We start from the raw sequence: 25,554 nt of genomic DNA on the forward strand, positions 1-25,554 counted from the left end.
CCATCAAGCCACGCGAATCTTAAGACTATTTTGCCGGAAAGTGGAATCCGCAATGTCCGCAGGCAAGCTCCGCGAGCCTAGCGCTGGACCACCGGCGGCGAGGATTGGACCGCGCCCTGCCGGGCCGGTGCGGGATTGGCCGGGCGCGCCGCAGGCGGCTTCTTCTGCTGATTGGGCCGCGCCGGCGTGGTCGCAGTCGGTGTGTCGGCAGGTCCGGGAGCGGCGGTGGCCGGCGGCTGCGCGTCCTCGGCCGGCTCGACCGTGTCGTTCTGGATCTGCTTCTCCATCGCGCGCAGCTTGGCGACGTTCTTCTGGTGCGCGTCGTAGGTCTCGGTGAAGGCGTGCCCGCCGGTGCCGTCCGCGACGAAATAGAGGTCGCGGGTGCGGGCCGGGTTGGCGGCGGCTTCCAGCGAAGCGCGGCCCGGATTGGAGATCGGACCCGGCGGCAGGCCCTCGATCACATAGGTGTTGTAGGGCGAGGGCTGCGTGATCTCGCTGCGCTTGATCGGCCGGCCCAGCGTCCCCTTGCCGCCGACGAGCCCGTAGATGATCGTGGGATCAGACTGCAGCTTGATCCTTTGCTTCAGGCGATTGACGAACACCGCGGCGACGCGGCTGCGCTCATCGGGCTTGCCGGTTTCCTTCTCGATGATGGATGCCAACGTGACCAGCTGCTCCGGCGTCTTGACCGGAACGTCCTGATTGCGGCGCTCCCAGATCTCGGCGAGCACACGCTTGTGCGCCTGCTGCATGCGCTGGATCACCTGCTCGCGCGGGGTGCCGCGCGGGAATTTGTAGGTCTCCGGCAACAACGTACCTTCGCGCGGCAGCTCTCGCACGCTGCCGGTGAAGATGTCGTTGTCGGTCAGCCGCGCCACGATCTGCTCGGAGGTCAGGCCCTCCGGAATCGTGACGGCATGCTGCACCACCTTGCCCTCGACGATCGTGGCGATCACGTCGCGCAGCGACGCGTTCTTCTGGAACGAATACTCACCCGGCTTGAGGTCCGAGCTCGCCTTCAACGCGGCGACGCTGGCGATGAACACCCAGGGATTGACGTCGGTCACGCCTTCCCGGTTCAGCGTCTCGGCAATGTCGCGCTTGCCCGCACGCTGCGGGATGTTGACGATCTTGTCCTCTTTCAGCGGTCCAGGCGCCTCGAGCACCTGCCGGCCGTAATAATAGATGCCGCCGGCGCCGAGCATGGTGATCAGCACAAGGGTGATGATGGCATTGCCGACGATCACGAGCGGGTTGCGCGCGCGGTCCGACCGCTTGGGCGGCGGCGGGAGCTGCTCGGGCTCGAGCGCGGCCCGCGGACTCCGGGGTGAAATGGGCGGCCTTTCACTCATTGAGACAACCTGAATCCTGCCGGTTCAATCGCGGCCCGGCAATCGCTTGCCCTGCCAAAATGCACGCGCCCACGTCCATGACTATCGCCGAATACGGCAAAACGGTGGATTCGTCTCAAACGCAAACTAACTGGCCAGGCGCCGGACGATCACCGACGCATTGGTACCGCCAAAACCAAAAGAGTTCGACAACGCGACGTTGACCTCACGCTGCTTCGCCTTGTGCGGCACGAGATCGATCGCGGTCTCGACCGAGGGATTGTCGAGATTGATCGTCGGCGGCACGACATTATCGCGAATCGCGAGAATGGCGAAGATCGCCTCGATCGCGCCGGCCGCGCCGAGGAGATGGCCGGTCGACGACTTGGTCGAGGACATCGCAACCTTGGAGGCGGCATTGCCGAGCAGGCGCTCGACGGCACCGAGCTCGATCTCGTCGCCGAGCGGTGTCGAGGTGCCGTGCGCGTTGATGTAGTCGAGATCGGACGGCGTCAGGCCGGCACGCTTGAGCGCCGCCGACATGCTGCGGAAGCCGCCATCGCCGTCCGGCGACGGCGAGGTGATGTGGTAGGCATCGCCGGAGAGGCCGTAGCCGATCACCTCGGCATAGATCCTGGCGCCGCGGCGCCTGGCGTGCTCGAGCTCTTCCAGCACGAGGACACCGGCGCCCTCGCCCATCACGAATCCGTCGCGGTCCTTGTCATAGGGACGCGAGGCCTTCTCGGGCGTCTCGTTGAAACCAGTCGAGAGCGCACGCGCGGCGTTGAAGCCGGCAATGCCGATGCGGCTGATCGGCGACTCGGCGCCGCCTGCGACCATCACGTCGGCATCGCCGAGTGCGATCAGGCGGGCGGCATCGCCGACCGCGTGCGCGCCGGTCGAGCAGGCCGTGACCACCGAATGGTTCGGCCCCTTCAGCCCGTACGCGATCGAGACGTAGCCGGAGGCGAGATTGATCAGGCGGCCTGGAATGAAGAACGGCGACACCCGGCGCGGCCCACGCTCCTTCAAGAGGATCGCGGTATCGGCGATGCCGTTGAGGCCGCCGATGCCGGACCCGATCATGGTGCCGGTCGCACACTTGTCCTCTTCGGTTTCGGGATGCCAGTTGGCATCGTCGAGCGCCTGGCCGGCCGCGGCCATGCCGAAGATGATGAAGTCGTCGACCTTGCGCTGGTCCTTCGGCTCCATCCACTTGTCGGGATTGAAGCTGTCGTTCGACCCGTCGCCGCGCACGACCGTGCAGGCGATCTTGGTCTGAAGATCGGAGACATCGAAGCTCTCGATCCTGCGCGCGCCGCTTTCGCCGTTAAGGATGCGCTTCCAGGTCGGCTCGACGCCACAGCCGAGTGGCGAGACCATGCCGAGACCCGTGACGACGACCCGCCTCATATCCGAAAACTCCGCATCGAAAGATTCACGGCCAATAACAAGAAACCGGCTGACCGCTGCGAAGCGGCCCGTCCGGTTTCAATGTTGTCCCCGCGAAAATGAAGAGCCTTAGCTCTTCGCGTTCTTCTCGAGAAACTTCGTGGCGTCGCCGACGGTGAGAATCGTTTCCGCGGCGTCGTCCGGAATCTCGCAACCGAATTCCTCTTCGAACGCCATCACCAGCTCGACGGTGTCCAGACTGTCGGCGCCGAGGTCGTCGATGAAGCTCGCGTTGTCGACAACCTTCTCGGGTTCAACACCAAGGTGTTCGACCACGATCTTCTTAACCCGCTCGCCAATGTCACTCATTGCTTAACCTCGTGTTGTTCCCTGTAGACCCGACCCCCCGGGACGATACGAGCCGTCGTGGTCGTTTGACTGCCTTCGCTTACGAACTTTGATTTGGCCCATCCTAACAGATGCGGCCCCGGCGAACGACGGCCAAAGGCTCCGCATCGCCAATATACAGGGTTTCAAAAACCTGCAATGGCGTTCTTTGCCCATCCGTTGAAGGTCCGGTTATCATACTTCAATTGCCTTGACTACAAGCCTCATTTCGCTCCGGAAACGGCCGTTTGCCGCATGCCGCACCGCCCTGACAGGCGGCGCGGCTCGAGACGTCAGATCATGGCCATGCCGCCGTTGACGTGGATGGTCTGCCCGGTGACGTAGGATGCTTCATTCGAGCTCAGGTAGACGGCGGCCGCCGCGATGTCCTCGGGCGTCCCCAGGCGGGCGGCCGGAACCTTGGTCAGAATCGTTTCGCGCTGCTTGTCGTTCAGCGCATCCGTCATCGGCGTCTTGATGAAGCCGGGCGCGATGCAGTTCGCGGTGACGCCACGCTTGGCGTATTCGGCGCCGAGCGTCTTGATCATGCCGATCAGGCCTGCCTTCGATGCAGTATAATTGCCCTGCCCCGGATTGCCGGTGACGCCGACCACAGAAGTGATGGCGATGATGCGGCCGAAGCGCTTGCGCATCATCAGCTTGGTCGCGGCGCGCGCCAGGCGGAAGGTCGCGGTCAGATTGACGTTGATGACCTCGTCCCAGTCCTCGTCACGGAGTTGCACGAAGAGGTTGTCGCGCGTGATGCCGGCATTGGCGATGAGAATGTCGACCTGGCCCATCGCTGCTTCCGCAGCCGGCACCAGGGCCTCGACCTCATCGGTCTTGGAAAGATTGCATGGCAGCACATGGGTGCGTTCGCCGAGCTTGCCCGCAAGCTCGTCCAGCACCTCCTTCCGCGTCCCCGATATCGCGACGGTGGCGCCCTGCGCGTGCAGCGCCTGCGCGATCGCGCCGCCGATGCCGCCGGTCGCGCCGGTGACGAGCGCCTTTCGGCCAGTCAGATCGAACATTGATGACTCCTTTACGCCTGCTTCACGGCGGCCAATGCATCCTTGGCGGCGGCAATATCGTTCGGACCGCCGACCGCAACGCCGACGGCACCGTCCGCAATGCGCTTGACGAGGCCGGTCAGCACCTTTCCGGCGCCGATCTCGAAGAAGCGGGTGACGCCCTGCCCGGCCATGTAGGCGACCGACTCGCGCCAGCGCACCGTGCCGGTGACCTGCTCGACCAGGCGGCGGCGGATCTCGTCGGGATCGGTGATGGCGCTCGCCAGCACGTTCGATACCAGCGGCGCCGCCGGCGCCTTGATCGTGACCTTCGAGAGCGCCTCCGCCATGGCGTCGGCGGCGGGCTGCATCAGCTTGCAATGGAACGGCGCGGACACCGGCAGCAGCATCGCGCGTTTGGCGCCCTTGGCTTTGGCAATCTCGACGGCGCGATCGACCGCGGCCTTGTCGCCGGAAACCACCACCTGCCCGCCACCATTGTCGTTGGCGGCCTGGCAGACCTGGCCCTGCGCCGCCTCGCCGGCGACCTCCAGGGCGGCCTCATAGTCGAGACCAAGCAGCGCGGCCATCGCGCCGGCGCCGACCGGGACGGCCTTTTGCATTGCGAGACCGCGGGTGCGAAGCAGACGGGCGGTATCCGAAACCGTCAGGCTGCCGGCCGCGGCCAGCGCCGAATATTCACCAAGCGAGTGGCCGGCAACGAAGGCCGCGTCTCGCCCGACGGAAAAACCAGCCTCGGCTTCGAGCACGCGCAGGGTGGCGATAGACACTGCCATCAGCGCCGGCTGGGCGTTCTCGGTGAGTTGGAGGGTTTCGGCCGGACCGTCCCAGACGATGGCCGTCAGCTTCTCCCCAAGCGCAGCATCGACCTCGTCGAACACGGCGCGCGCCACCGGAAAGGCGTCGGCCAGAGCCTTGCCCATGCCGACAGCCTGGGAACCCTGCCCAGGAAATGTGAATGCAGCCGTCATCGGCGCTCCCTGCTTGTCAGGCATGATCCCTCTCGAGAACCGGCAGCCGATTACGCACGGCCTTGGGCCATGGTTCCGGATCATGCTCCAAAGGGGGCCGTAGACACCGTCCGGGGCCGCACTGTCAAGCCGAGACGGGAACTGGGGCCAGCATTCAACGGGGAATGGCCCTTAGAACCCGCCGGCAGTCTGGTTGGCATCGACCTCCACCCCGGCCCGCGCGCGGCGCGCACTGTTGACAAGTTGCCCCGGCCGATCCTCGCGGTTCGGCCTTGCCGTCGCCAGCCGCAGCACCGCCGCGTAATTCGGCTGCACTTCCATCCGGCCGGCGTACCGGCTCGCGCTCAGGAGACGATGCACCTTCGGCAGATTGTAACAGGGCACATAGAACAAGAGATGATGCTCAAGGTGGTAATTCACGTAGTACGGCGCGATGAACAGGCGCTCGAGAAAATTGGCATGCGTGGTGCGGGTGTTGCGCAAAGGGTCATTGCTATCAGGAACGACGGCGTGCTCGGCGATGTTGCGGATGCGGGTGATGACCATCATCCAGGTCAGCAGCGGCACCAGCCAGAGCAGCGGATAGGCCCACCACACACCGGCCCCAGCGAGCGCCGCAAACATGATCGCGTTGACCGCACATTGCGGGCCAAGCATCTGCCAGAAATGCGCCGCACGCTGCCGCCATGACCAGTCCTTTGGCCCGAGCGCATTGAGCAACTGCGCCTTGCGCTGCTGATAGCCGGTCTGCCCGGTGATATCGCGAATGAACTTGCGGCGGTAGCTCAGCTTGGTGATCGGAAACGGCGCCGACAGCACGAGATCGGGATCGTCCTCCTGCTGGGTGCGCGCATGATGCTGAAGGTGATAGCGCCGGTAGCTGCGCGTCTCCGCAAACAGCGGATAGGCGCAGAACCACTGGCTCAAGGCCAGGTTGGTTCTCTCGTCGGCGGACAGGCAGCCATGGGCGCCGTCATGCATCAGGATCGCAAGGCCAAGCTGGCGCGAGCCGATGATGGCGACGGCGAGAACGTAGGTCACCGGATTCGGCCACCATGCGACCAATGCGACGGCAGCGATGATCAGCGCCCAGGCGTGCGCGATCAGCGCAGCGCCTTTCCACGTCGCGCGCTCGCGCACCTCGGCCAATTGATCATCGGTCAGGAAATCGCGGGCACGCATGCGAAGCGCGGTCATGGCCTAACCCTCTCCATTCGAATTGCTGGATGCGTCGCGCTCCTCGACGAGACGCAGGCGCCCGGTGTCTTCAGTGGATTTCGCCTGCTCGCCCAGCACGCGCAGCATCTCGGCGCAGAGCTCCTCGGGCGAACGGCCCATCGCGTAGCCTTCGAGAATGACGCCGATGGCGACGGCCCAGAAGCGCCGCGAGCTTTCGTCGGGCGCGCGCAGCGAGCGCCAGCCGTGCCGCTCGACCTGGCCCGCATAGGCGCGCGCGCCTTCGCTGTGCAGGCGCTCGATGGTACGCTCGACCAGCGGTGCGAGATCCTGGCGGCGACGTGTCAATGCCAGCGCTTCGGCGAAGAAGGCGACCGAATCGCCCGCCGTCACGGTCGCGGCGAGCGCGTGGGTGTATTCCCGGGGCGTGCGCGCCTTCAGCGCCGCCTGCTCGGTGGCGCGCGCCAGGTACAAGAGATCGCGGCAGGCGCATTCGACGAACAGCGCCTCCTTGGTGCGGAAGTAATAGGTAATCTGGCTCGGGAACGCGTCCGCGGCGGCTGCGATGTCGGTGATCGACGTGCCGGACAGCCCGCGCTCCCGAAACAGCGGGCTCGCAGCATCCAAGAGCAACGACCGCATCTTGCGGCCGGCCGACCGCGTCGCGCGCGCAGCGTGCTTGGGATCGCCTGCCGCCTCGAGCGGTGCAAAGGCCGACGTTTCCGCCATGGGATCCTCATTGTTGAGTTATTTGTATGACATACAAACAAATAGATCAAGCCGGATGTGGTATGGGAGGATGGGCCTGACCTCGCCGCGACGGGAGGATCCGGATCGAAAATGTCCCGCCAACCTTGCAAAGCCGGCCAAAATCCGTATAAGGCGCGCATCCGCAGACCCCGGCCGGGAGCTGAACGGACGGTCCCAGCAAATCATTCGTGATTTTGGTGTGGCAGGGCCAGTCGGCCCGTCGTCCCGTGTTTCCGCCTTCTGAGCTTGATCCCAGAGTCCTTTCCGAAGGTCTCTTAAGGGTTTGACGCCGGGCGATGCGCCAACATGAGGAAAGGACGTCCATGCCTCTTTACGAGCATGTTTTTCTCGCGCGTCAGGACGCGAGCCCGCAGCAGGTCGAAGAGCTGACTGCGCAGATGACCGGCATCGTCGAAGGTCTCGGCGGCAAGGTCACCAAGACCGAGAATTGGGGCGTGCGCTCCCTCACCTACCGCATGAACAAGAACCGCAAGGCGCACTTCGTGCTGCTCAACATCGATGCGCCGTCCGCGGCGATCGCCGAGATCGAGCGCCAGGAGCGCATCAGCGAGGACGTGATCCGCTATCTCAGCGTCCGCGTCGAGGAGCTCGAGGAAGGCCCGTCCGCGATGATGCGCAAGGCCGACCGTGATCGCGAGCGTGACGACCGCGGCGGTGGCTTCCGCGGCGAGCGTGAAGGCGGCTTCCGGGGCGACCGCGAGGGCGGTTTCCGCGGTGATCGCGGTCCGCGCCGTGCGCGCGATGAAGCTGAAACCACGGATGGGGAGTAAGAATCATGGCTGAAGCTGGTGCACGCCGCCCGTTTTTTCGTCGTCGCAAGAGCTGCCCGTTCACGGGCGCCAATGCTCCGAAGATCGACTACAAGGACTCCAAGCTCTTGATGCGTTACGTCTCCGAGCGCGGCAAGATCGTGCCGAGCCGCATCACCGCGGTGTCCGCGAAGAAGCAGCGTGAGCTCGCCCGCGCCATCAAGCGTGCGCGCTTCCTGGGCCTGTTGCCCTACGTCATTCGCTGATACGACCACTTCGACCGGCGGCCAGGCCGCCGGTCGCGACTTCTAGAACTCATAAGGCTTCCGGGTCGTCCGGTCGCCGATGGTTGGGGCAAACGATGCCTCTAACCGCTCGAAGGGAGCGGGACAGCTGATGATGCCATTTGTGCTGATAGCCCTGATCGCCGGCGCCGCGTCGGCCCTGATGTTCGCCTCGATCATCTCGGGCGCACTGATCTCGCTCGTCCTGTTCTATCTCGCACCGCTGCCGCTGATGGTCGCCGCGATCGGCTGGGGACCGCTTTGCGCCAGCCTCGGCGGCATTGCCGCCGCGATCGGGCTCGGCGCCCTGTTCGGCCTGCCCTACTGCATCGCCTTCGCCGTCACCGTCGCGTTGCCGGCCTGGTGGCTCGGCCATCTCGTCCTGCTCGGCCGCCAGGTGGCTCGTGTCGCGCCGGACGCCGCCGAGCCGGAGATCGAGTGGTACCCCGTCGGCCGTATCCTGCTCTGGATCGCAGGCTTCGCCGTGCTGACCACGATCGCCGCTCTGCTCACGCTCGGCACCGACGCCGAAACCATCACCGGCACGCTGCGGCGCGGCCTGATGCGCCTGCTCCGCGCCGCCGACCCGCAAACCTCGGGCGAAGCCAGCCAGTTCGTCGACGCGCTGGTGCACATCGCGCCAGCCGCCGCCACCATCATCGCGATGATGACCCTGACTCTCAATCTCTGGCTCAGCGCCAAGGTGACCGCGACGTCAGGTCGGCTGCGCCGTCCCTGGCCGGATCTGATGACGGCCGAGCTGCCGCCGATGACACTGGTGGCGCTCTGTATCGCCCTCGCCCTCTGCTTCACTGGCGGGCTGCTCGCCATCGTCGCGCAGATCGCCACGGCCGCGCTGATGATGGGCTATGCGCTGACCGGTTTCGCCGTGCTGCATACGCTCACGCTCGCGCTGAAGAGCCGCACGTTCTGGCTCGGCTCGACCTACGCCGTCGTCGTCGTGTTCGGATGGCCCGTGATCGCGATGGTGATCCTCGGCCTTGCGGATGCCGTGTTCGGCTTCCGCGAGCGCTTCCTGCGCAGCCGGCAGCCGCCACCACTGCCAACCCCTTAAGTCACCCGAAACTGAAACTTGCAGAACACTTCAAAAGGAGAACGAATATGGAAGTCATTTTGCTGGAACGCGTCAACAAGCTCGGCCAGATGGGCGAAGTCGTGAAGGTTCGCGACGGCTATGCCCGCAATTTCCTGCTCAAGCGCGGCAAGGCGCTCCGCGCCACCGCCGACAACCGGGCCAAGTATGACGGCATGAAGGCCGAGCTCGAGGCTCGCAACCTCAAGGCCAAGGGCGAAGCGTCCAAGGTCGCCGAGAAGATCGAGGGCAAGAACATCATCGTGATCCGCCAGGCCTCCGAAGCCGGCCAGCTATTCGGCTCGGTCACGGTGCGCGACCTCGTCCTCGCCTTCGAGACCGACGGCGTCCATCTCGACCGCCCGCAGGTGCAGCTCGACGCACCGATCAAGGTCATCGGCAAGCACACGGTCACCGTTGCGGTTCACCCCGAGGTCGAGGTCGAGATCACCGTAACGGTCGCGCGCAGCCAGGACGAAGCCGAGCGCATCAATCGCGGCGAGGACATCTCGACCCGCAACGAGGATCGCGATGCGGCCGCCGAGGCGATCGCCGCCGCAGGCGAGTTCTTCGATCCGGAAGCCCAGCACGAAGACGTCGTGCCGGCGCCGGCTGCGGAAGAGAAGTAAGAGTACAACACGTCATGCGTGGGCTTGCCCCGCGCATCCATCATCAAAGGACTCTTGTTGAAGGATGGATTGCCGGGTCAAGCCCGGCAATGACAATGGAGGGTTGGATCAGCCCGGTCGCCTCAGGCGGCCGGGCTTTTCGCTTTGCCGGCAACATCCTCGCTCAACATCGCGATCGAGGCGAGTGCGGTTGCCGTATGCTTCTCCACACCATCACTGACGCAGAACACATCGGCGGCGACCACCGAGACCTGCCGGCCCGGCTTGATCACCCTGGCGCGGCAGATCAGCTTCTCGCCGACCGCAGGCGACAATAGGTTGAGCTTGTATTCGGCCGTCAGCGCCGGCTGACCGCGCGAGCTGGCGGCTGCGATCGTCGTGGCATTGTCGACCAGGAAGGCGGTGACGCCGCCGTGGAAGAAGCCGTGCTGCTGCAAGAGCTCCGGCCGCCGCTCCACCGCGATGGTGCAGGTGCCGCGCGACAATTCCGAGAGCTCGGCGCCGACCAGGTTCATAAAACCCTGCCGGCCGACATTGGTGTGGATGCGCTCGGCAATTGGCGCGAATTCCGGATCAACGTCGACTCGCATGCAGTCGTCTCTCCTCATTGCTTGTTGATGCGGTCGCATGGCCTCAGCGCACGATTGGCGCAGGCGATCAGCGTGTCGGCCTCAATTCGCGGATCGGTGCGGTCGCGCCCCGACAGGTAGGCGCGGCAGAAGATCTGCGCCGGACCGATCAGCTGGCTGACGAACATCACCGGCGTCATGGGCAGAAGTTCGCCGCTTGCAACCAGAGGCGCGCGCCAGCGTTCAATGCCTTCGGCAAGCCGCGCATTCTGTGCGCGCTGGGCGTCGCGCACGTCCTCGCCCCATTCGCTGCGCGAGATCTCGAACAGGTAGCGCGCCTCGCGCCGGCTGGTGACGACCCAGTCGAGGTGCGCCCGGATCAGACGATCGATGCCCTGCTCCGCGTCGGGGACGGGATCAAGCGCGGCCAGCACCGCGGCGTGATAGTGCCGCAAAACCTCCAGAAACAGCGCGCCGGCGAGCTCCTTCTTCGAGCCGAAGACGTGAAAGAAGCTGCCATTGGAGGCGCGCGCCCGGGCGCGGATCGCGGCGACCGTCGCGGCTTCGAAGCCGACACGGTCGAACACCATCAGCCCGGCTGCCAGCAGATCGTCGCGCACGCTGTTCGCCATCACGCCTCCGAGAGCATCACTCTAGAGTGTTACTCTACTGCCGGTCAATAGGACGCGGAGGCCGCGATGAAGGCGGCCTCCGCATGTCGGTCAAAAGAAGTGGCGGCTTAGCGCGAGATCGGCGGTGCCGGCGGACCGGATGACTCGGCTGGCGCAGGGGGCGCGGCTGCAGCGGCGGCGGGCGATGCCCGCTCCTGCTGCGATTTGGCCGCGCGTTCGGAGCTGGCCGCAGGCGCGGCGGGCTTGGAAACAGCCTCTTCCGCCGGCTTGGGCGCCGCCGGCTCGGCAGGCTTTGCGTCGACAGCTGCAGCCGGCGTCGCTTGCGGGACGGGGTCGGGTGGTAATGCCGGAGCCTCGCGCGGCTCGACCTTCGCGCTGTCAGGCTTGGTCTCGACGGGCTTCTCGGATGCCTTGCCGCCATCGGGCTCGGCCTTGGCGCTGTCGGGCCTGACGGTCTCGGCCTTTGGCTCGCTCTTGTCTTCGATAGACGGGGCGGCAGCATCGACCTTCGGGGCTTCCTCAGTCCCGGGCTTAGCGCGCCGCTTGCCTTTGCGTGGCTCGGGCGCCGCCTGTCCCTCCGGCTTCGCGCCGTCCTCGCTGGGCCGCGCAGCACGCTTCTGACGCGCGCCCTCGGTGGCCGGAGCGGTGCCCTCGCCCTCGGGCCTGGCGGCCTCTTGCGAGCGCTGGCGGCGGCCGTGATGTTCAGGCGACTGGCCCGGAGCGGTGCTCGCTTCCTTCTCCTTGGCGCCGTCCTTCTTGCCGTCCTTGGCCTGGTAGCGGGTATCGGTGGCACCGTTCGAGACCAGATATGAGGCGAGGATGCCCGCCATGTCCGAGCTCGTGGTGTAGTGCTGGCGCAGGAATCCCGGCAGCGAGCCCGGCGCCACGGATTTCAAAAGTCCGCGCGGGCTCTTGTGGCAGGCATTGCAGGTCTGCGCGAAAAGCTGGGACGGGGTCTTGCCGGCCTCGAGGTTCGTCGCCTGCGCAAGAACGGAATCGGCTACACCGAAGCAGATCAGAAGCAACACCGTCACCGTCGCGAGGCTGAGCGCTCGGCTCGACATTCCCATTGTCTCCGTTGAATTTAACGCGAATGCAGCCGGCATCCGGCGCGGCGGCGGGTGACCTTTTAACCGATTGAGCCGCGAATGGAAGCAGGCTCACGCGCAAGGATGTGATTAAGCGGTTTTTGAATATCGGCTTTGAGCAGAGTGCAATAGCGCGGCTGGAACCGCCTCGCTACATTTAGATGCAAACGCATAGGAACCGCTGCGGCGCCTGGGCGTCAGATGTGAAGGCCGGGTTAGTCGCATCTTTCGGGTTCGCTCGAGAGGAAGTGCCGATGGACCGTTTGTTGCGCAGATTCCTGTCTCAATTCATCCGCCGCGGGTCGATGACGGTGACCAGCGCAAGCGGATCGAAGTTTACCGTCGGCGACGGCTCTGGTGAGCCGGTCGCGGTGCGCTTCGTCACCGCGGACGCGGAGCGGAAGATCCTCATCAATCCCGAACTGGGGCTTGGCGAGGCCTATATGAACGGCGAGTTCGTGGTCGAACGCGGCACCATAGCTGATGCCCTCGCGATCCTGCTCGATCAACCCGACCTATTGCCGCAGTGGGCAAAACCGTGGTGGCACCTGCGCTACCTGACCCGACACTTGAAGCAGTTCAATCCGCGCTCGCGCGCCCGTAGCAATGTGGCGCACCATTACGATCTCGACGGCCGGCTCTATTCGCTCTTTCTCGATGCCGACAAGCAATATAGCTGCGCCTATTTCGAAACGGCTGAGATGCCGCTGGACGACGCGCAGCTTGCCAAGAAGCGGCACATTGCGGCGAAGCTTCTCATCAAGGACGGCCAGCGGGTGCTCGACATCGGCTCCGGCTGGGGCGGCCTAGGGCTCTATCTCGCAGAGATCGCCGGCGCCGATGTCACCGGTGTCACGCTGTCGACCGAGCAGTTGCAGGTCGCCAACGCGCGCGCAGCCGAAAAGGGCCTGACGGCCTCGGCCAGATTCCTGCTCCAGGATTACCGCGACATTGATGGTAAGTTCGACCGGATCGTTTCGGTCGGCATGTTCGAACATGTCGGGGCAAGGTTCTACGAGGCCTACTTCCAGCGCTGCGCCGAACTGCTGAGCGAGGACGGCATCATGCTGCTGCATTCGATCGGCCGTTCGCAGGGCCCGGATTCGACCAATCCCTGGATCGCGAAATACATCTTCCCCGGCGGCTACATCCCCGCCCTATCGGAGGTGCTGCCGGCGATCGAGCGCGCCGGCCTCTTGGTCTGCGACATCGAGATCTTGCGCCTGCACTATGCCGAGACGTTGAAGGCGTGGCGGGAGCGCTTCATGGCGCGGCGCGAGGAGGCCGTGCAGCTCTACGACGAGCGCTTCGCCCTGATGTGGGAATTCTATCTGGCGGCCTGCGAGATGACGTTCCGCAAGCAAGCCATGATGAACTTCCAGATCCAGCTCACCCGTCGCCAGGGCGTGGTGCCGATGATCCGCGACTACATCCCGCGGGAGGAAGCCCGGCTGCGGGCGCGTGAAGGCGCGAGCAAGCCCCGGCTCAAGCTGGCTGGTGAATAGGGCCAAGTCCCCTATTGGGCCAAGTCCCTGGTCAGAGGTCCTAGTGGCGCAGGGTCGAAATCCGAACTGTGCGGAAAGAGGCGGTTAAAGCCAGTTGCGCCCGCAATTCCAGCAGGACCTCGGGTGCGACCGGCTGGCGACGCACGTCAGGGCGTTCAGCCTGCTTCATGGCCGCGATCAACCCGGACAGCCAAAGCCGGCTGCCTGCCTCGCTTCGCCAATTCTGGTGCCGCTGTTCTGGCCGCATCGCTCGCCTCGTGTCCCTGTTGGCGGGGGAAATGGGACAATCTCCGATCCGCCTGCTAGTTCCGGCATTGGCCCCGAAAGAATCCGGGGAGATGTGATCTGCTTCACATAAGTCTGGTCGGGGCTGGCTTAGACCGCCGCCATGAGCAAAAAGAGCCAAACCTCATTCGACGTGCAGGACGACCTCCGCACCGATTACGCCCTGATCGTCACCGGCGTCGGGGCGGCCCTGGTTGCGCTGGTCTACCTCCTGTTGGTCTGAACCCGAGCCGAAGCCGGCCGGCGCGCGTCAATTTCGCGCGCTCCTCGATAGGTCTGCGCGCCAGCCGACAGGTTCATGGGGTCCAGGATTTTTCCACGGCGCGACCGCGCGGCCGCTTCCAGCGCGCACCGGTTCCGCGAAAATCTCGTCAAGCGCGGCGCGTGCCGCAGCTGCCAATCATCCACCATTTTAACTGAGCGGTTGATAGCGGCCAGCTTTTGCTTCCGCTTTGGCTTGAGGCGGCGCTTTATCCCGGCCCCGCATCCGCCCAAGAAAATTGCTAAGCACGTCCGACCATGGCCCTGACTGATTCGAACGTTCTCAAACTCGCGCCCGATGCCGGAACTCCCGCCTATCGGAGCGCGCCGCACAATATCGAGGCGGAACAGAGCCTCCTGGGCGCGATCCTGGTCAACAACGACGCCTTCTACCGCGTCTCCGACTTCCTGGAGGCGAAGCATTTCTTCGAGCCGCTGCACCAGACCATCTTCGAGACCGCCGGCAGCCTGATCCGGATGGGCAAGATCGCGACACCCGTCACGCTGAAGACCTTCCTGCCCGCCGACACCGATGTCGGCGGCATGACCATCGGTCAGTATCTGGCGCGGCTTGCGGCCGAAGCCACCACCATCATCAACGCCCAAGACTACGGCCGCACCATTTACGACCTGTCGCTGCGGCGCGACCTGATCGGCATCGGCGAGGACATGGTCAATGTCGCCTATGACGCGCCGGTCGACTTCGCGCCGCGCGCACAGATCGAGGACGCCGAGCGCCGCCTCTACGAGCTCGCCGAATCCGGCCGCTATGACGGCGGCTTCCAGAAATTCTCGCAGGCGCTGACGGTTGCGGTCGATCTCGCCGCAAAGGCGTTCCAGCGCGACGGCAAGCTGTCGGGCATCTCGACGGGCCTGCGCGACCTCGACACCAAGATGGGCGGGCTGCAGCCTTCCGACCTCATCATCGTCGCGGGACGTCCCGGCATGGGCAAGACGTCGCTGGCGACCAACATCGCCTACAACGTCGCCCAGGCCTACGTGCCCGAACTGCAGGCCGACGGCACCATGAAAGCCGCCAATGGCGGCGTGATCGGCTTCTTCTCCTGCGAAATGTCGGCCGACCAGCTCGCCACGCGTATCGTCGCCGAGCGCACCGGCATCCCCTCCTCCCACATCCGCCGCGGCGGCATCTCGGAAGCCGATTTCGAGAAGATCCGCCAGGTTTCGATCGAACTGCAGTCGCTGCCGTTCTATGTCGACGCCACCGGCGGTCTGTCGATCGCGCAGCTGATGGCGCGCGCGCGTCGCCTCAAGCGCCAGAAGGGCCTCGATCTGCTGGTGATCGATTACATCCAGCTGCTCTCAGGTTCGGGCAAGCGCGCCAGCGACAGCCGCGTGCAGGAAATCACGGAGATCACCACCAGCCTGAAAGCGCTGGCCAAGGAGCTCAACGTTCCCGTGATCGCGCTGTCGCAGCTCTCGCGTCAGGTGGAATCGCGCGATGACAAGCGGCCGCAGCTCTCGGACCTGCGCGAATCCGGCTCGATCGAGCAGGACGCCGACGTCGTGCTGTTCGTGTTCCGCGAGGAATATTACCTCGCCATGAAGGAGCCGCGTCCCGGCACCGAGGAGCACGCCAAATGGCAGGCCGACATGGAACGCACCGTCGGCCGCGCCGAAGTCATCATCGGCAAGCAGCGCCACGGTCCGACCGGCACGGTCGAACTGCACTTCGATTCCTCGGTCACGCGCTTCGGCGACCTCGCGCATGACGGCCAGCTGCCGGACCGCAGCGACTACTAGATCGTGCACCCGGGTTGAACGGCACGGGCCTCTTGCGTAAAACGGCGCCATGACAATGGCGTCCGACCCGAAAACGATCCCGCAATCCGGCCCTCTCTCCGCAGAGGCCAATCAGGCTGCCGCGCTCGCCGCCTATGGCGGCGTGCTGACCATCGATCTCGACGCGATCATCGCCAATTGGCGCAAGCTCGAGAAGACGGCGGTGCCGGCGGAATGCGCGGCGGTGATCAAGGCCGACGCCTATGGCTGCGGCGCCGCCGAGGTCTCGCGCGCGCTGAGCAAGGCCGGCTGCAAGACCTTCTTCGTTGCCACCATCGAGGAAGCGCGCAAGGTGCGCGCAGCCGTTCCGGAACCCACGATCTACGTGCTCGGCGGCTATTTCCAGAACACCGGCGAGCACTACGCCCAGATCAACTGCCGGCCCGTGATCGGCGATCTCAACGAGCTCGCCGAATGGGACGTGTTCTGCCGCCGCACCGGCTGGAACGGAGGCGCTGCCGTTCACATCGACACCGGCATGAATCGGCTCGGCCTGACCTTATCGGATGCGCAGGCCATCATCCCCCGCATCAACGCCGGGGATCACGGCATCACGCTGGTGATGAGCCATCTGGTCTCGGCCGAGCAGCTCAACAGCCCGGTCAATGCAAGACAGCTCGCGACCTTCCGCAGCATCGCCAGTGAGTTCTCGGGCGTCCCGGCGGCCCTCGCCAATTCCTCCGGCATCTTCCTCGGCGCGCCCTTCCAGTTCGACCTGGTGCGACCGGGGGCTGCGCTCTATGGCGTCAACCCGACGCCGGAAGCCGACAATCCCATGCAGCAGGTGGTCGACCTCAAGGCACGGATCGTGCAGATCCGCACCATCGAGCGCGGCGAAACCGTCGGCTATGGCGGTACCTGGACGGCGCGGCGGCCGACCAAGCTTGCGATCATCGCGGTCGGCTATGCCGACGGCTATTTCCGTGCCGCGAGCTCCAATGACGGCACCCGCGGCGCCGAGGTCATCGTGGCCGGCAAACGCTGCCCGATCGCGGGCCGCATCTCCATGGACCTGATCGCCATCGACATCACCGACCTGCCGCCGAACGCGGCGCGACGCGGCCACATGGTGACGCTGCTCGGAGACGGCATCACCGTCGACGAGCTCGCGCACCATTTCGGCACCATCGGTTACGAGGTGCTGACCAGCCTCGGCCACCGCTATGCCCGCGTCTACAAGGGCGGCAATGTTGTCGAGCCGCTGGTCAAGCCTGAACTCGTGCAAGGCGGCCGAGCCGCCGCCGGTCGAGCAGCCCGCAAACTCTCCGCGACCGCCGAGCTAAGCGACTCGTGCCCCGGACGCAGCGCGCCGCGATTCGCGGCGTAGTGCGCTGCAGAGCCGGGGCCCATCTCTCAACAGCATACCGTGTCGCCGTCTCGGTCCCGGCTCGCGCTCCGCGCGTCCGGGACGCGAGGTCTACTGCTTCTTCCGGCTGTCGATCGCCGTCTTGCAGGCAGCGCTGAGCTGATCGCGCTTGCCGTTGAGGCAGGCAACGACGCGGCCGCCGCCCGGCGCGACGCCGGCGCAGAATTTGTCATAGTCCGCCTTGCACGCGCCGCGCGGATCGGACGATTGTGCCGATACGCCTCCGGAGAACGCGATGACGAGTGCGATGGCAACAAAGCTCAACTTGGACATTGGATCTCCGGTGACGGAAGGCAGGAGCCGCTAGCTCTACATGAAGATCGCGACATTCAACATCAACAACATCAACCGCCGCCTGCCCAATCTGTTGGCATGGATGCGCGTCGCGAAGCCCGACGTCGTCGCACTTCAAGAGTTGAAGGCAAGTGATGGCGAATTTCCGGCGGCCGCCATCGAAAAGGCCGGCTACGGCGCGGTGTGGTGTGGACAAAAGACCTGGAACGGCGTCGCCATCCTCGCCCGCAACGCCGCGCCCGTGATGACCCGCGATCGCTTGCCGGGAAAGGCGAGCGATCTCGAAGCCCGCTACATCGAAGCCGCCGTGCGCGGCATCATCGTCACCAGCATCTATCTGCCGAACGGCAATCCGCAGCCGGGACCGAAATTCGACTACAAGCTCGACTGGTTCGCGCGGCTGAGGCGCCACGCCAAGACCTTCATCAAGCACGACCTGCCCGTGGTGCTCGCCGGCGACTACAACGTCGCGCCGACGGAAATCGACATCTACCCGACGCGCTCGTGGGACAAGGATGCGCTGATCCAGCCGAAGAGCCGCGCCGCGTTCGCCGCGCTGGTCGAACAAGGCTGGTGCGATGCGATCCGCGAGCTGCATCCGGGCCAGCGCATCTACACCTTCTGGGACTACAAACGAAACCGCTGGCTGCGCGATGCGGGCCTGCGGCTCGATCATCTCCTGCTCAGCCCCGCCCTCGCCCCGCGTCTGGCCAAAGCCGGCGTCGACAAGAACATTCGCGGCGAGGACGGCGCGAGCGATCATGCGCCGGCGTGGGTGGTGTTGCGGTGACCCTCACCACAAATTCCTGCCGTCGATCACGTTCACCGGCACGGCATCGAGATCGAAGTCGTCGAACAGGCGCGCATTGACGGCGACCTTGGGATTGTCGAAGTCGGGCTTGCCGCTCGACCAGTCCGGCGACTCCGAATAGGTGCCGCAGCCGCAAGCCGCGCAAAAATGGTGTTTGACGGTGCGGCTGCCCCAGAGATACGTCGCGACGTTCTCCGCCGGTGACAGCAATCGAAACTGCGCCGGCGTGTAATAGGCCCACAGCGCGCCGCGCTTGGCGCAGAGCGTGCAGGTGCAGCGCGTCACGCTCGAAGGCGCCTCCGTCACCTCGAACACCGTCTCACCGCAATGACAACTCGCCTCGATCGGCATGATCCGTTCCCCATTTGTCAGGAGAGGGTCGTAGCCCGCCCCTGCTGCCAACATGCTGTCAGCAGCGCGGGATGCCAGGACAAAAACAAAAATATGAAAAACAACCCCATGCACAGTAGCCGACCCCTGTCCGTTCAATGACTTGCGCTTATTCGGAGTTCGGTTTGACTCGTCGGGCAAAACACTGGCAGGATGTCAGCATCCAGGAACTCCACAGGTGCCTCTCGGCGGCGGCGAGTACTCTTCGGGAGGCTCGACGCGATCCGCGTTATTGCTGATGGCCGGTGCACTGCCCGATAGCTGCCCTCGCGTAGAACGCATCGCTCGGGGCGCGGCCCGCGGCTAAACTCTCCCGATTCGTGGAGATCGCCTTGGCCTTCCTCTTCGTTCTCATCGTCGGCCTCATCGCCGGCACCATCTCAGGCATCGTCGGCACCGGCTCGTCGATCATGCTGATGCCGGTGCTGGTCTATGCCTATGGGCCGAAGGAGGCCGTGCCGATCATGGCCGTGGCTTCCGTGATGGCGAATTTTTCCCGGATTTTGGCGTGGTGGCGCGAGGTCGATTGGCGGGCCTGCGCGGCCTATTCGGCGACGGGCATTCCGGCGGCTGCACTCGGTGCGCGGACGTTGCTGGCGCTGCCCTCGCATGCGGTCGATCTCGCCATCGGCAGCTTCCTGATCGCGATGGTGCCGGTGCGGCACTGGCTGGCACGGCATGACCTGAAGGCCAATCTCTGGCATCTCGCGATCGGCGGCGCGGTGATCGGCTATCTCACCGGCATCGTGGTCTCGACCGGCCCGCTCAGCGTGCCGCTGTTCCTGTTCTATGGCCTGTCCAAGGGCGCTTTCCTTGCCACCGAGGCGGCCTCCTCGCTCGGCCTCTATTTCGCGAAATCAGTGACCTTCGAGCGTTTCGGCGCGCTGACGGGCGACGTCTTCATCAAGGGCCTGATCGCGGGCTCCTCACTGATGTCAGGCGCTTTCATCGCGAAACGTTTCGTGCTGCATCTGAAGCCGGACGTGTTCCGCCTCGTGATGGACGCGATCATGATCGCGGCCGGGCTCTCGATGCTTTGGAACGCAGCTCAGCCGTGACACGGCGGCGGCTCAGGCAGCGAATTCCGGGGTGATCGATGGGCTCTCGGTGATGACGCGGCTCGCCGCCGCCGGCTGCCCCTCGAGCCAGTGCAGCACGGCCTCGAGCGGCTGCGGCCGCTGATAGAGGAATCCCTGCCCGAGCCCCACGCCCATCTCACGCATGGCCTCGGCCTGATCGGCCCGCTCGATGCCTTCTGCGACCAGGGTCAGCCCCAGCGTGCCGGCGAGCGATGCAATGACGCCGACGATGGCCTTGTCTTCCGCGCTGTCCGGAATCTCCCGGATGAACGCCTTGTCGATCTTGACCTTGTCGAGCGGGAAGCGCCTGAGATGCGCGAGCGAAGAGTACCCGGTGCCGAAATCGTCGAGTGCGATCGTGGCGCCCAAGCGCCGCAGGCGATGCAGCGTCTCGGAGGCGCTGGCGATGTTGTTGATCAGCGATCCCTCGGTGATCTCGAGCTCGAGCAGCGATGCCGCGACACCGAAGCGCGCGCAGGTCGCGCGCAGCTCGGCGGCGAGCGAATGGTCGGCAAGCTCGGACGGCGGCAGATTGATCGCGATCCGGATCTGCGGCCTGCCGGCGGCTGCCAATCGTTGCAACGCCCGGCAGGCATCGGTCAGCACGTAGCGGGTCAACCGCGCATTGTTGCCGCTGCGCTCGATCAGCGGCAAGAATTCGCCGGGACCGATCAAGCCATGTTCAGGATGGCGCCAGCGGATCAGCGCTTCCAGACCGACGACCTCGTGGCTTTCGAGATCGACCTGGCTCTGGTACCAGACCTCGAACTGCCCTTCGGCGAAACCGGTGGGAATGGCAAGCTCGATATCCCGGCGGCGGCGATAGTCGCGCTGGAGCGCTTCGTCCAGCACGGCGACCGTGCCGGGCGCCTTGCTCTTGGCATGATAGAGCGCGATGTCGGCGAGCGTCGGCAGATGCGACAGCTCCGGATCGTCGGCGTGGCGCACGGCAAGACCGATGCTGGCGCGCGGCACCACCTGCTTGTCGTGAAGCCGGATCGGTTCGGAAATGGCATCGAGCACCTGCTGTGCGAATGCGTGCGCGGCCTGCTCGTTGCTCACCTCGGGACGAATGACGACGAACTCGTCGCCGCCGAGCCGGGCAACCCAGTCCTCCGCTTCGACCGCGCCACGAAGACGCTGCGAAATCTGAACCAGGAACGCGTCGCCGGCCTCGTGACCGAAGGTGTCGTTGATGCCCTTGAAGTCGTCGAGATCGATGAAGCAGAACGCGACCAGCGTATCCGGCGAGCCTCCGTCCCCGCTTGCCACGGCAAGGCGCTCGGTCAGGGCGCGCCGGTTCGGCAGCCCGGTGAGCGGATCGTGCGTGGCCATGTGCCCGAGCCGGTCCAGCGCGCCTGACGTCGTGTGCTGCATGGCGTTGAAGGCGCGCGCGAGTTGACCGAATTCGTTCGAGGATGTGACGTCGGCCGGATAGGCGCGGCCGTCCTGCTTGCTGCGCTGGATCGCCCACATCATGGCCGCGAGCGGCCTGCCGATGAAGATGTTGGCTGATATCCGCATGGCGATCAGCGTCGCAAACGTTGCGAGCAGGCCGACGACCAGCAGCAGCACCAGGCGGCTGCCCGCATCCGCATACAGCGTCGTACGGGAATAGGCGATGGCGATGCGGCCGGCCTGAACGGCCATGTTGCCGTTGCTGTAGTGGATGGGGCGCGAGACCTCCGCGACCGACTGGCCTTCGGGGCGCGCGACCACGCGGGCGATCGCGGCGCCCGTGTCGTCATAGACGGCCGCCGCCGCGATGGTCTCGTCGTGCATGATCTCGTTGAGCACGCCCGTGACCTGGTCGTAGCGCATCTTCCAGAGCGGCTCGGCGATCAGCTCGGCCCGGCTCTCGGCGACGCGGACCATGCGGGCGTCGAGCTGCCTGACCTGCGACCAGAAGCTCGATGCTTCGACGCCGGCGGAGGCGAGCAGTTGCACCAGCAGCAGAACGGGCACGGTGGCCCAGATCATCGCGTGGACGACCGAGCGCAAGCGCGGTGGCGCTCCCTCCTGGTTGCAGTCCGGATCGATCATCGCCTCATCCTTGCGCATCAGTCCGCGACGCCTTCTGCAAGCGGCAGCGACGAGATGAGCGCATCGAGAGAGAAGTCGTATTGGCCGCAGCGGCCGGCCTTCGCCCGGAACCGCGTAAAGTCGATCCGGTCGAACGCACGCATCCTGATGAGGTCGCCGATCGAAGCGAGATTGTCGCGCGTGATCGCCGACGTCTTGACCTCGACGCGGGGGGAAACGGCTGCGAAATCGCAACCGTCGGCATAGTCGCGCAGGAGAACAATCGACCAGCCGCCGAGCAGGAAATGCCCGCCGTCGGTCAGGAGCAGACGACCCGCCTTGATCTCGCGCAGCGCGTCCTCGGACCAGTTGAGACCCACCACCTGGATATTCCGACCGGGCACGAGACCGGCAGCGATCACCGCGTGCAGCGCGCCGAGTGCCATCGGATCGTTTCCGGCCCAGATGCCGGCAGGCCGGATCTCCTTGCGAGAAGCCCAGCCCAGGTAGTTGGCTGTGACCCGCTCGGCCTCCGACTCCGTCCAGTTGGCGAACAGAAGTCGGTCCACCACGACGTCTGGCGCGGCATCCACAGCGAGCTTGAGACCGGCGTTACGGGCGATCGAGGCGGGCGTGATCTCGTCGCCGCCGATGCCGAGAATGTGGATCTTGCCGTCGGGGCTCTGCCATTTCTCGGCACGCGCCACGCCGATCAGCGCATTGGCCATCCGGGCGCCCGCGGTTTGAAGATCGGTGGTGATGTCGCCGAGCCAGGTCTTGAGCTTCTGACGTGGCGGTCCAAGACGCGCCGCATCCTGGCCGATCAGCGTGTTCGAGAGCAGCAGCGTCTTGACGCCCGCAGCCTCGGCCGCCTCCAGGATCGGGACGGCGGCGGACTCCTCGTTCGACAGGATGAGGAAATCGGGCTTGTCGGGACGCGCCACCACGCTAAAGCCGAGCTCCTGCATGGTGCGGTAATTCCGCTCGCTGGTCAGCACCTCGACATGCGCGTCGAGCTTGCGGCCGGCAGCCTGCATGCTCTGCGCGACCATGTCCCAGAAGACCTCGCCGGTCTTGCCGGGGTTGACGAAGACGATGTCGAGGGGCTTGGCAAGGCTACGGCCGGCGGACGCGAAAACGCCGCAGGCCATGCCCGCAGCGAGCAATATTCGCAAGAATCTCGTCATTTCTCTTCGCCGCCCCCCAATGGTTCCGAGATTGGACCTGCGTCCGCTAACATTTGGCAAAATCCAAGCGGGCACCGCAGCGCAGAGCTAACGAAAGGTATATCCACCGTGCCGAATCGAGATCATGGAAGCGCCGGCGATCAGGGCGCTATTTCCGTGCTATCAGCAATCTGAAACCCGCGACTCGCTATCCTCATGGCCAAATCCACCCTTTCCTTCGTCTGCCAGAACTGCGGCGCGGCCTATAACCGCTGGCAGGGCAAATGCGAGTCCTGCGGCGAGTGGAATACGCTCGCGGAAGAAGACACCGGCGGCAACGTGCCGGTGTCGATCCGCTCCAAGCGCAAGGGGCGGACGTTTGCGCTGGAGAGTCTCGCCGGAAAAAGCCCGGATGCGCCGCGCCTGTCCTCGGGGATGACCGAGCTCGACCGCGTCACCGGCGGCGGCTTTGTCCGCGGCTCGGTGCTGCTGGTCGGGGGCGATCCTGGTATCGGCAAGTCGACGCTGCTGACGCAGGCGACCAGCCTGCTGGCGCGCGCCGGCCATCGCGTCGTCTACATCTCCGGCGAAGAGGCGGTCGCCCAGGTGCGGCTGCGCGCCGAGCGGCTCGGCCTGTCGGACGCGCCGGTACAGCTCGCGGCCGAAACGTCCGTGGAGGACATCGTCTCGACGCTGTCGGAGGGCGCGGTGCCCCGGCTGATCGTGATCGACTCGATCCAGACCATGTGGACCGACACCGTGGAGTCCGCGCCCGGCACGGTGACGCAGGTGCGCGCTTCGGCCCAGGCGCTGATCCGCTTCGCCAAGAAGACGGGAGCGGCCATCATCCTGGTCGGCCATGTCACCAAGGACGGCCAGATCGCAGGGCCCCGGGTGGTCGAGCACATGGTCGACGCGGTGATGTCGTTCGAAGGCGAAGGCTCGCAGCAATTCCGCATCCTGCGCGCCGTGAAGAATCGCTTCGGGCCGACCGACGAGATCGGTGTGTTCGAGATGACGGGCCTCGGCCTGCGCGAGGTCACCAACCCCTCCGAATTGTTCCTGTCCGAGCGCGATCTCGGCACGCCCGGCACGGCAGTCTTTGCGGGCATCGAAGGCACGAGGCCCGTTCTGGTCGAATTGCAGGCGCTGGTGGCCCCGACCTCGCTCGGCACCCCGCGCCGGGCCGTGGTCGGCTGGGACCCGAGCCGACTCTCGATGGTGCTTGCCGTGCTGGAGGCCCATTGCGGGGTCAAGCTGTCCGGCCACGACGTTTATCTGAACGTCGCGGGCGGCCTGCGCATCCAGGAGCCCGCGGCTGATCTCGCCGCTGCCGCGGCGCTGGTGTCGTCCCTGGTTAATGCGCAGTTACCGACCGATGCGGTCTATTTCGGCGAGATCTCGCTCTCGGGCGTGGTGCGCCCGGTGGCGCAGACCCCGGCCCGGCTGAAGGAAGCGGCAAAACTGGGCTTTCAGCGCGCCGTGCTGCCCGAATCGGCACGGGGCGAGGCGGGCGGCGATGCCGGATTGTCGCTCAACGCGGTGAACAGCCTGACGACGTTGGTGGCCGAGATCGCCGCCCGCGGCTCCCGCCGGGGCGAATCGAACCCGCCAGCCGAGAAAAATGCCACACCGGCAAGATTCCGCCGTGAACAGGGTTAGCTGGAGGTGACGTCGCAGGTCCCCACCGCTATACAGCCGTCACAAAAGCAGCATGGGATTGCGTGGTTGCGGCCTTGCCGGGAACGCCGTCTGCCCTTCTTTTAGGGCAACGGCCAAACACCGATTCGGCTAGAGCATCTTTGAAGTACGAGCGGACCAGACCAGCCGATGCCAGTAACACTCCTCGACCTGATCCTGCTCGGTGTGATGCTGATTTCGGGCCTGCTCGCCATGGTCCGCGGCTTCATGCGCGAAATCCTGTCGATCGCAGCCTGGGGTGCGGCTGCGATCGTGACGCTCTATTCCTTCTCGAAGCTGCTGCCGACCGCCAAGAGCTATTTCAACAACGACACAGTCGCGAGCGTGGTCGTCGTTGCGGGCGTATTCGTCGGCACCCTGGTCGTGGTCTCCGTGATCACGGTCCGGATCTCCGACATGATCCTGGATTCGCGCATCGGCGCGCTGGACCGCACCCTGGGTTTCCTGTTTGGCCTGGCTCGCGGCCTTTTGATCGTCGTGGTCGCCTTCCTGTTCTTCACCTGGCTGGTGCCGGACAAGCAGCGTCCGGACTGGGTCACGGGGGCCAAGTCGCGCGTGGTGCTCCAGGGAACCGGGGATTGGCTGATGGCCCTCTTGCCTGACGATCCCGAGAACACCATCTTGAAGAGATTCAAGAAAAACAAACCAGATGATGATCAAGCTGAATCCGAGCAGCAGCCTTCGGGCAGTGGCGACGGATACAGCAAATCTGCTCGTGACGGCATGAAAAAGCTGATCGAGAAACCTGCGGCGCGTTGATAGAGCCCT

The 25,554-nt window shown here is 65.3% G+C and carries 24 protein-coding genes and 1 pseudogene; 11 read left to right on the forward strand and 14 right to left on the reverse strand.

Annotation, left to right across the window (positions count from 1 at the left end; translation table 11 throughout):
- Window positions 1-77: 77 nt before the first annotated feature.
- The 7 genes from mltG to P6U27_RS20290 form a co-directional block, all read right to left on the reverse strand.
- Complete coding sequence (gene mltG, locus P6U27_RS20260) at window positions 78-1,352, reverse strand: endolytic transglycosylase MltG (RefSeq protein ID WP_209295603.1); 1,275 nt, start codon at window positions 1,350-1,352, stop codon at window positions 78-80.
- A 126-nt stretch (window positions 1,353-1,478) separates the two neighbouring features.
- On the reverse strand, window positions 1,479-2,744 hold the full coding sequence (fabF, locus tag P6U27_RS20265; protein ID WP_209295602.1) for a beta-ketoacyl-ACP synthase II: 1,266 nt from the start codon (window positions 2,742-2,744) through the stop codon (window positions 1,479-1,481).
- Between the two features lie 108 nt (window positions 2,745-2,852).
- Entirely contained in the window at window positions 2,853-3,092 is a 240-nt protein-coding gene (locus tag P6U27_RS20270; protein WP_008551805.1) for an acyl carrier protein, read from the reverse strand.
- Window positions 3,093-3,403: 311 nt separating this feature from the next.
- Window positions 3,404-4,141, reverse strand: a complete 738-nt coding sequence (fabG, locus tag P6U27_RS20275; RefSeq protein WP_122403579.1) for a 3-oxoacyl-[acyl-carrier-protein] reductase — start codon at window positions 4,139-4,141, stop codon at window positions 3,404-3,406.
- A gap of 11 nt (window positions 4,142-4,152) precedes the next feature.
- Window positions 4,153-5,112: an ACP S-malonyltransferase gene (gene fabD / locus P6U27_RS20280; RefSeq protein ID WP_407192401.1), complete on the reverse strand. Its 960-nt coding sequence runs from the start codon at window positions 5,110-5,112 to the stop codon at window positions 4,153-4,155.
- 171 nt (window positions 5,113-5,283) lie between these two features.
- Window positions 5,284-6,309, reverse strand: coding sequence for a fatty acid desaturase family protein (locus tag P6U27_RS20285; RefSeq protein WP_209295601.1), 1,026 nt, complete (start codon window positions 6,307-6,309; stop codon window positions 5,284-5,286).
- 3 nt (window positions 6,310-6,312) lie between these two features.
- Window positions 6,313-7,017: a TetR/AcrR family transcriptional regulator C-terminal domain-containing protein gene (locus tag P6U27_RS20290; protein ID WP_129143378.1), complete on the reverse strand. Its 705-nt coding sequence runs from the start codon at window positions 7,015-7,017 to the stop codon at window positions 6,313-6,315.
- 344 nt (window positions 7,018-7,361) lie between these two features.
- Between P6U27_RS20290 and rpsF the strand changes: the two genes are divergently transcribed.
- The 4 genes from rpsF to rplI all read left to right on the forward strand — a co-directional run bounded on the left by rpsF (window position 7,362) and on the right by rplI (window position 9,814).
- Entirely contained in the window at window positions 7,362-7,829 is a 468-nt protein-coding gene (rpsF, locus tag P6U27_RS20295) for a 30S ribosomal protein S6 (protein ID WP_209295599.1), read from the forward strand.
- A 5-nt stretch (window positions 7,830-7,834) separates the two neighbouring features.
- Window positions 7,835-8,074, forward strand: a complete 240-nt coding sequence (rpsR, locus tag P6U27_RS20300; protein ID WP_007592020.1) for a 30S ribosomal protein S18 — start codon at window positions 7,835-7,837, stop codon at window positions 8,072-8,074.
- 130 nt (window positions 8,075-8,204) lie between these two features.
- Window positions 8,205-9,167, forward strand: a complete 963-nt coding sequence (locus tag P6U27_RS20305) for a DUF2232 domain-containing protein (RefSeq protein WP_407192402.1) — start codon at window positions 8,205-8,207, stop codon at window positions 9,165-9,167.
- Window positions 9,168-9,214: 47 nt separating this feature from the next.
- Window positions 9,215-9,814 (forward strand): 50S ribosomal protein L9, encoded by a 600-nt coding sequence (gene rplI / locus P6U27_RS20310; protein WP_122403583.1) that lies wholly within the window; start codon window positions 9,215-9,217, stop codon window positions 9,812-9,814.
- A gap of 122 nt (window positions 9,815-9,936) precedes the next feature.
- Here the strand turns inward: rplI and P6U27_RS20315 are convergent, their stop codons facing one another.
- From P6U27_RS20315 to P6U27_RS20325, 3 genes are all read right to left on the reverse strand, one after another.
- Entirely contained in the window at window positions 9,937-10,404 is a 468-nt protein-coding gene (locus P6U27_RS20315; protein WP_209295597.1) for a PaaI family thioesterase, read from the reverse strand.
- Window positions 10,405-10,418: 14 nt separating this feature from the next.
- Entirely contained in the window at window positions 10,419-11,015 is a 597-nt protein-coding gene (locus P6U27_RS20320; RefSeq protein WP_122403585.1) for a TetR/AcrR family transcriptional regulator, read from the reverse strand.
- 107 nt (window positions 11,016-11,122) lie between these two features.
- A complete protein-coding gene (locus tag P6U27_RS20325; protein WP_407192403.1) occupies window positions 11,123-12,079 on the reverse strand; it encodes a hypothetical protein in 957 nt (318 codons plus the stop codon).
- Between the two features lie 278 nt (window positions 12,080-12,357).
- Here P6U27_RS20325 and P6U27_RS20330 point away from each other — a divergent pair, with 278 nt between their 5' ends.
- The 3 genes and pseudogenes from P6U27_RS20330 (at window position 12,358) to alr (ending at window position 17,240) form a co-directional block, all read left to right on the forward strand.
- Window positions 12,358-13,608, forward strand: a complete 1,251-nt coding sequence (locus P6U27_RS20330; RefSeq protein ID WP_407192404.1) for a class I SAM-dependent methyltransferase — start codon at window positions 12,358-12,360, stop codon at window positions 13,606-13,608.
- Window positions 13,609-14,412: 804 nt separating this feature from the next.
- The gene (locus P6U27_RS20335) at window positions 14,413-15,918 is read left to right on the forward strand and encodes a replicative DNA helicase (protein ID WP_122403589.1); all 1,506 of its coding nucleotides are present in this window, start codon (window positions 14,413-14,415) and stop codon (window positions 15,916-15,918) included.
- Window positions 15,919-15,973: 55 nt separating this feature from the next.
- Window positions 15,974-17,240 (forward strand): annotated as a pseudogene (gene alr / locus P6U27_RS20340) (alanine racemase).
- Between the two features lie 134 nt (window positions 17,241-17,374).
- Here alr and P6U27_RS20345 read toward each other — a convergent pair.
- Window positions 17,375-17,596: a cysteine rich repeat-containing protein gene (locus P6U27_RS20345; protein WP_122403601.1), complete on the reverse strand. Its 222-nt coding sequence runs from the start codon at window positions 17,594-17,596 to the stop codon at window positions 17,375-17,377.
- 40 nt (window positions 17,597-17,636) lie between these two features.
- On the opposite strand from P6U27_RS20345, the gene P6U27_RS20350 reads away from it, so the two are divergent.
- Entirely contained in the window at window positions 17,637-18,407 is a 771-nt protein-coding gene (locus P6U27_RS20350; protein ID WP_122403602.1) for an exodeoxyribonuclease III, read from the forward strand.
- Window positions 18,408-18,410: 3 nt separating this feature from the next.
- On the opposite strand, the gene P6U27_RS20355 is transcribed toward P6U27_RS20350, so the two are convergent.
- Window positions 18,411-18,779, reverse strand: a complete 369-nt coding sequence (locus tag P6U27_RS20355) for a GFA family protein (protein WP_129143374.1) — start codon at window positions 18,777-18,779, stop codon at window positions 18,411-18,413.
- A gap of 371 nt (window positions 18,780-19,150) precedes the next feature.
- On the opposite strand from P6U27_RS20355, the gene P6U27_RS20360 reads away from it, so the two are divergent.
- Window positions 19,151-19,876 (forward strand): sulfite exporter TauE/SafE family protein, encoded by a 726-nt coding sequence (locus P6U27_RS20360; RefSeq protein ID WP_122406716.1) that lies wholly within the window; start codon window positions 19,151-19,153, stop codon window positions 19,874-19,876.
- Window positions 19,877-19,888: 12 nt separating this feature from the next.
- Here the strand turns inward: P6U27_RS20360 and P6U27_RS20365 are convergent, their stop codons facing one another.
- On the reverse strand, window positions 19,889-21,958 hold the full coding sequence (locus P6U27_RS20365) for a putative bifunctional diguanylate cyclase/phosphodiesterase (protein WP_407192405.1): 2,070 nt from the start codon (window positions 21,956-21,958) through the stop codon (window positions 19,889-19,891).
- Complete coding sequence (locus tag P6U27_RS20370) at window positions 21,958-23,106, reverse strand: ABC transporter substrate-binding protein (protein WP_129143371.1); 1,149 nt, start codon at window positions 23,104-23,106, stop codon at window positions 21,958-21,960. Before P6U27_RS20370 ends, P6U27_RS20365 begins: the two co-directional genes overlap by 1 nt.
- A 195-nt stretch (window positions 23,107-23,301) precedes the next feature.
- Here P6U27_RS20370 and radA point away from each other — a divergent pair, with 195 nt between their 5' ends.
- Both radA and P6U27_RS20380 read left to right on the forward strand, forming a co-directional pair.
- Window positions 23,302-24,747 (forward strand): DNA repair protein RadA, encoded by a 1,446-nt coding sequence (gene radA / locus P6U27_RS20375; protein WP_209295592.1) that lies wholly within the window; start codon window positions 23,302-23,304, stop codon window positions 24,745-24,747.
- 168 nt (window positions 24,748-24,915) lie between these two features.
- Window positions 24,916-25,545: a CvpA family protein gene (locus tag P6U27_RS20380; RefSeq protein WP_172786433.1), complete on the forward strand. Its 630-nt coding sequence runs from the start codon at window positions 24,916-24,918 to the stop codon at window positions 25,543-25,545.
- The last annotated feature ends 9 nt before the right edge of the window (window positions 25,546-25,554 follow it).

The sequence above is a fragment of the Bradyrhizobium sp. STM 3566 genome (assembly GCF_045571445.1).
In the GTDB taxonomy this organism is placed as follows: domain Bacteria; phylum Pseudomonadota; class Alphaproteobacteria; order Rhizobiales; family Xanthobacteraceae; genus Bradyrhizobium; species Bradyrhizobium vignae.

Coding starts and splice junctions, on each gene's coding strand:
- P6U27_RS20380 (WP_172786433.1), top strand. CDS start 24,916: ATGCCAGTAACACTCCTCGACCTGATCCTGCTCGGTGTGATGCTGATT.
- rpsR (WP_007592020.1), top strand. CDS start 7,835: ATGGCTGAAGCTGGTGCACGCCGCCCGTTTTTTCGTCGTCGCAAGAGC.
- radA (WP_209295592.1), top strand. CDS start 23,302: ATGGCCAAATCCACCCTTTCCTTCGTCTGCCAGAACTGCGGCGCGGCC.
- P6U27_RS20355 (WP_129143374.1), bottom strand. CDS start 18,779: ATGCCGATCGAGGCGAGTTGTCATTGCGGTGAGACGGTGTTCGAGGTG.
- P6U27_RS20335 (WP_122403589.1), top strand. CDS start 14,413: ATGGCCCTGACTGATTCGAACGTTCTCAAACTCGCGCCCGATGCCGGA.
- P6U27_RS20365 (WP_407192405.1), bottom strand. CDS start 21,958: ATGCGCAAGGATGAGGCGATGATCGATCCGGACTGCAACCAGGAGGGA.
- P6U27_RS20315 (WP_209295597.1), bottom strand. CDS start 10,404: ATGCGAGTCGACGTTGATCCGGAATTCGCGCCAATTGCCGAGCGCATC.
- fabF (WP_209295602.1), bottom strand. CDS start 2,744: ATGAGGCGGGTCGTCGTCACGGGTCTCGGCATGGTCTCGCCACTCGGC.
- rplI (WP_122403583.1), top strand. CDS start 9,215: ATGGAAGTCATTTTGCTGGAACGCGTCAACAAGCTCGGCCAGATGGGC.
- mltG (WP_209295603.1), bottom strand. CDS start 1,352: ATGAGTGAAAGGCCGCCCATTTCACCCCGGAGTCCGCGGGCCGCGCTC.
- P6U27_RS20285 (WP_209295601.1), bottom strand. CDS start 6,309: ATGACCGCGCTTCGCATGCGTGCCCGCGATTTCCTGACCGATGATCAA.
- P6U27_RS20325 (WP_407192403.1), bottom strand. CDS start 12,079: ATGTCGAGCCGAGCGCTCAGCCTCGCGACGGTGACGGTGTTGCTTCTG.
- P6U27_RS20290 (WP_129143378.1), bottom strand. CDS start 7,017: ATGGCGGAAACGTCGGCCTTTGCACCGCTCGAGGCGGCAGGCGATCCC.
- rpsF (WP_209295599.1), top strand. CDS start 7,362: ATGCCTCTTTACGAGCATGTTTTTCTCGCGCGTCAGGACGCGAGCCCG.
- fabD (WP_407192401.1), bottom strand. CDS start 5,112: ATGACGGCTGCATTCACATTTCCTGGGCAGGGTTCCCAGGCTGTCGGC.
- P6U27_RS20330 (WP_407192404.1), top strand. CDS start 12,358: ATGGACCGTTTGTTGCGCAGATTCCTGTCTCAATTCATCCGCCGCGGG.
- P6U27_RS20370 (WP_129143371.1), bottom strand. CDS start 23,106: ATGACGAGATTCTTGCGAATATTGCTCGCTGCGGGCATGGCCTGCGGC.
- P6U27_RS20320 (WP_122403585.1), bottom strand. CDS start 11,015: ATGGCGAACAGCGTGCGCGACGATCTGCTGGCAGCCGGGCTGATGGTG.
- fabG (WP_122403579.1), bottom strand. CDS start 4,141: ATGTTCGATCTGACTGGCCGAAAGGCGCTCGTCACCGGCGCGACCGGC.
- P6U27_RS20270 (WP_008551805.1), bottom strand. CDS start 3,092: ATGAGTGACATTGGCGAGCGGGTTAAGAAGATCGTGGTCGAACACCTT.
- P6U27_RS20305 (WP_407192402.1), top strand. CDS start 8,205: ATGATGCCATTTGTGCTGATAGCCCTGATCGCCGGCGCCGCGTCGGCC.
- P6U27_RS20350 (WP_122403602.1), top strand. CDS start 17,637: ATGAAGATCGCGACATTCAACATCAACAACATCAACCGCCGCCTGCCC.
- P6U27_RS20345 (WP_122403601.1), bottom strand. CDS start 17,596: ATGTCCAAGTTGAGCTTTGTTGCCATCGCACTCGTCATCGCGTTCTCC.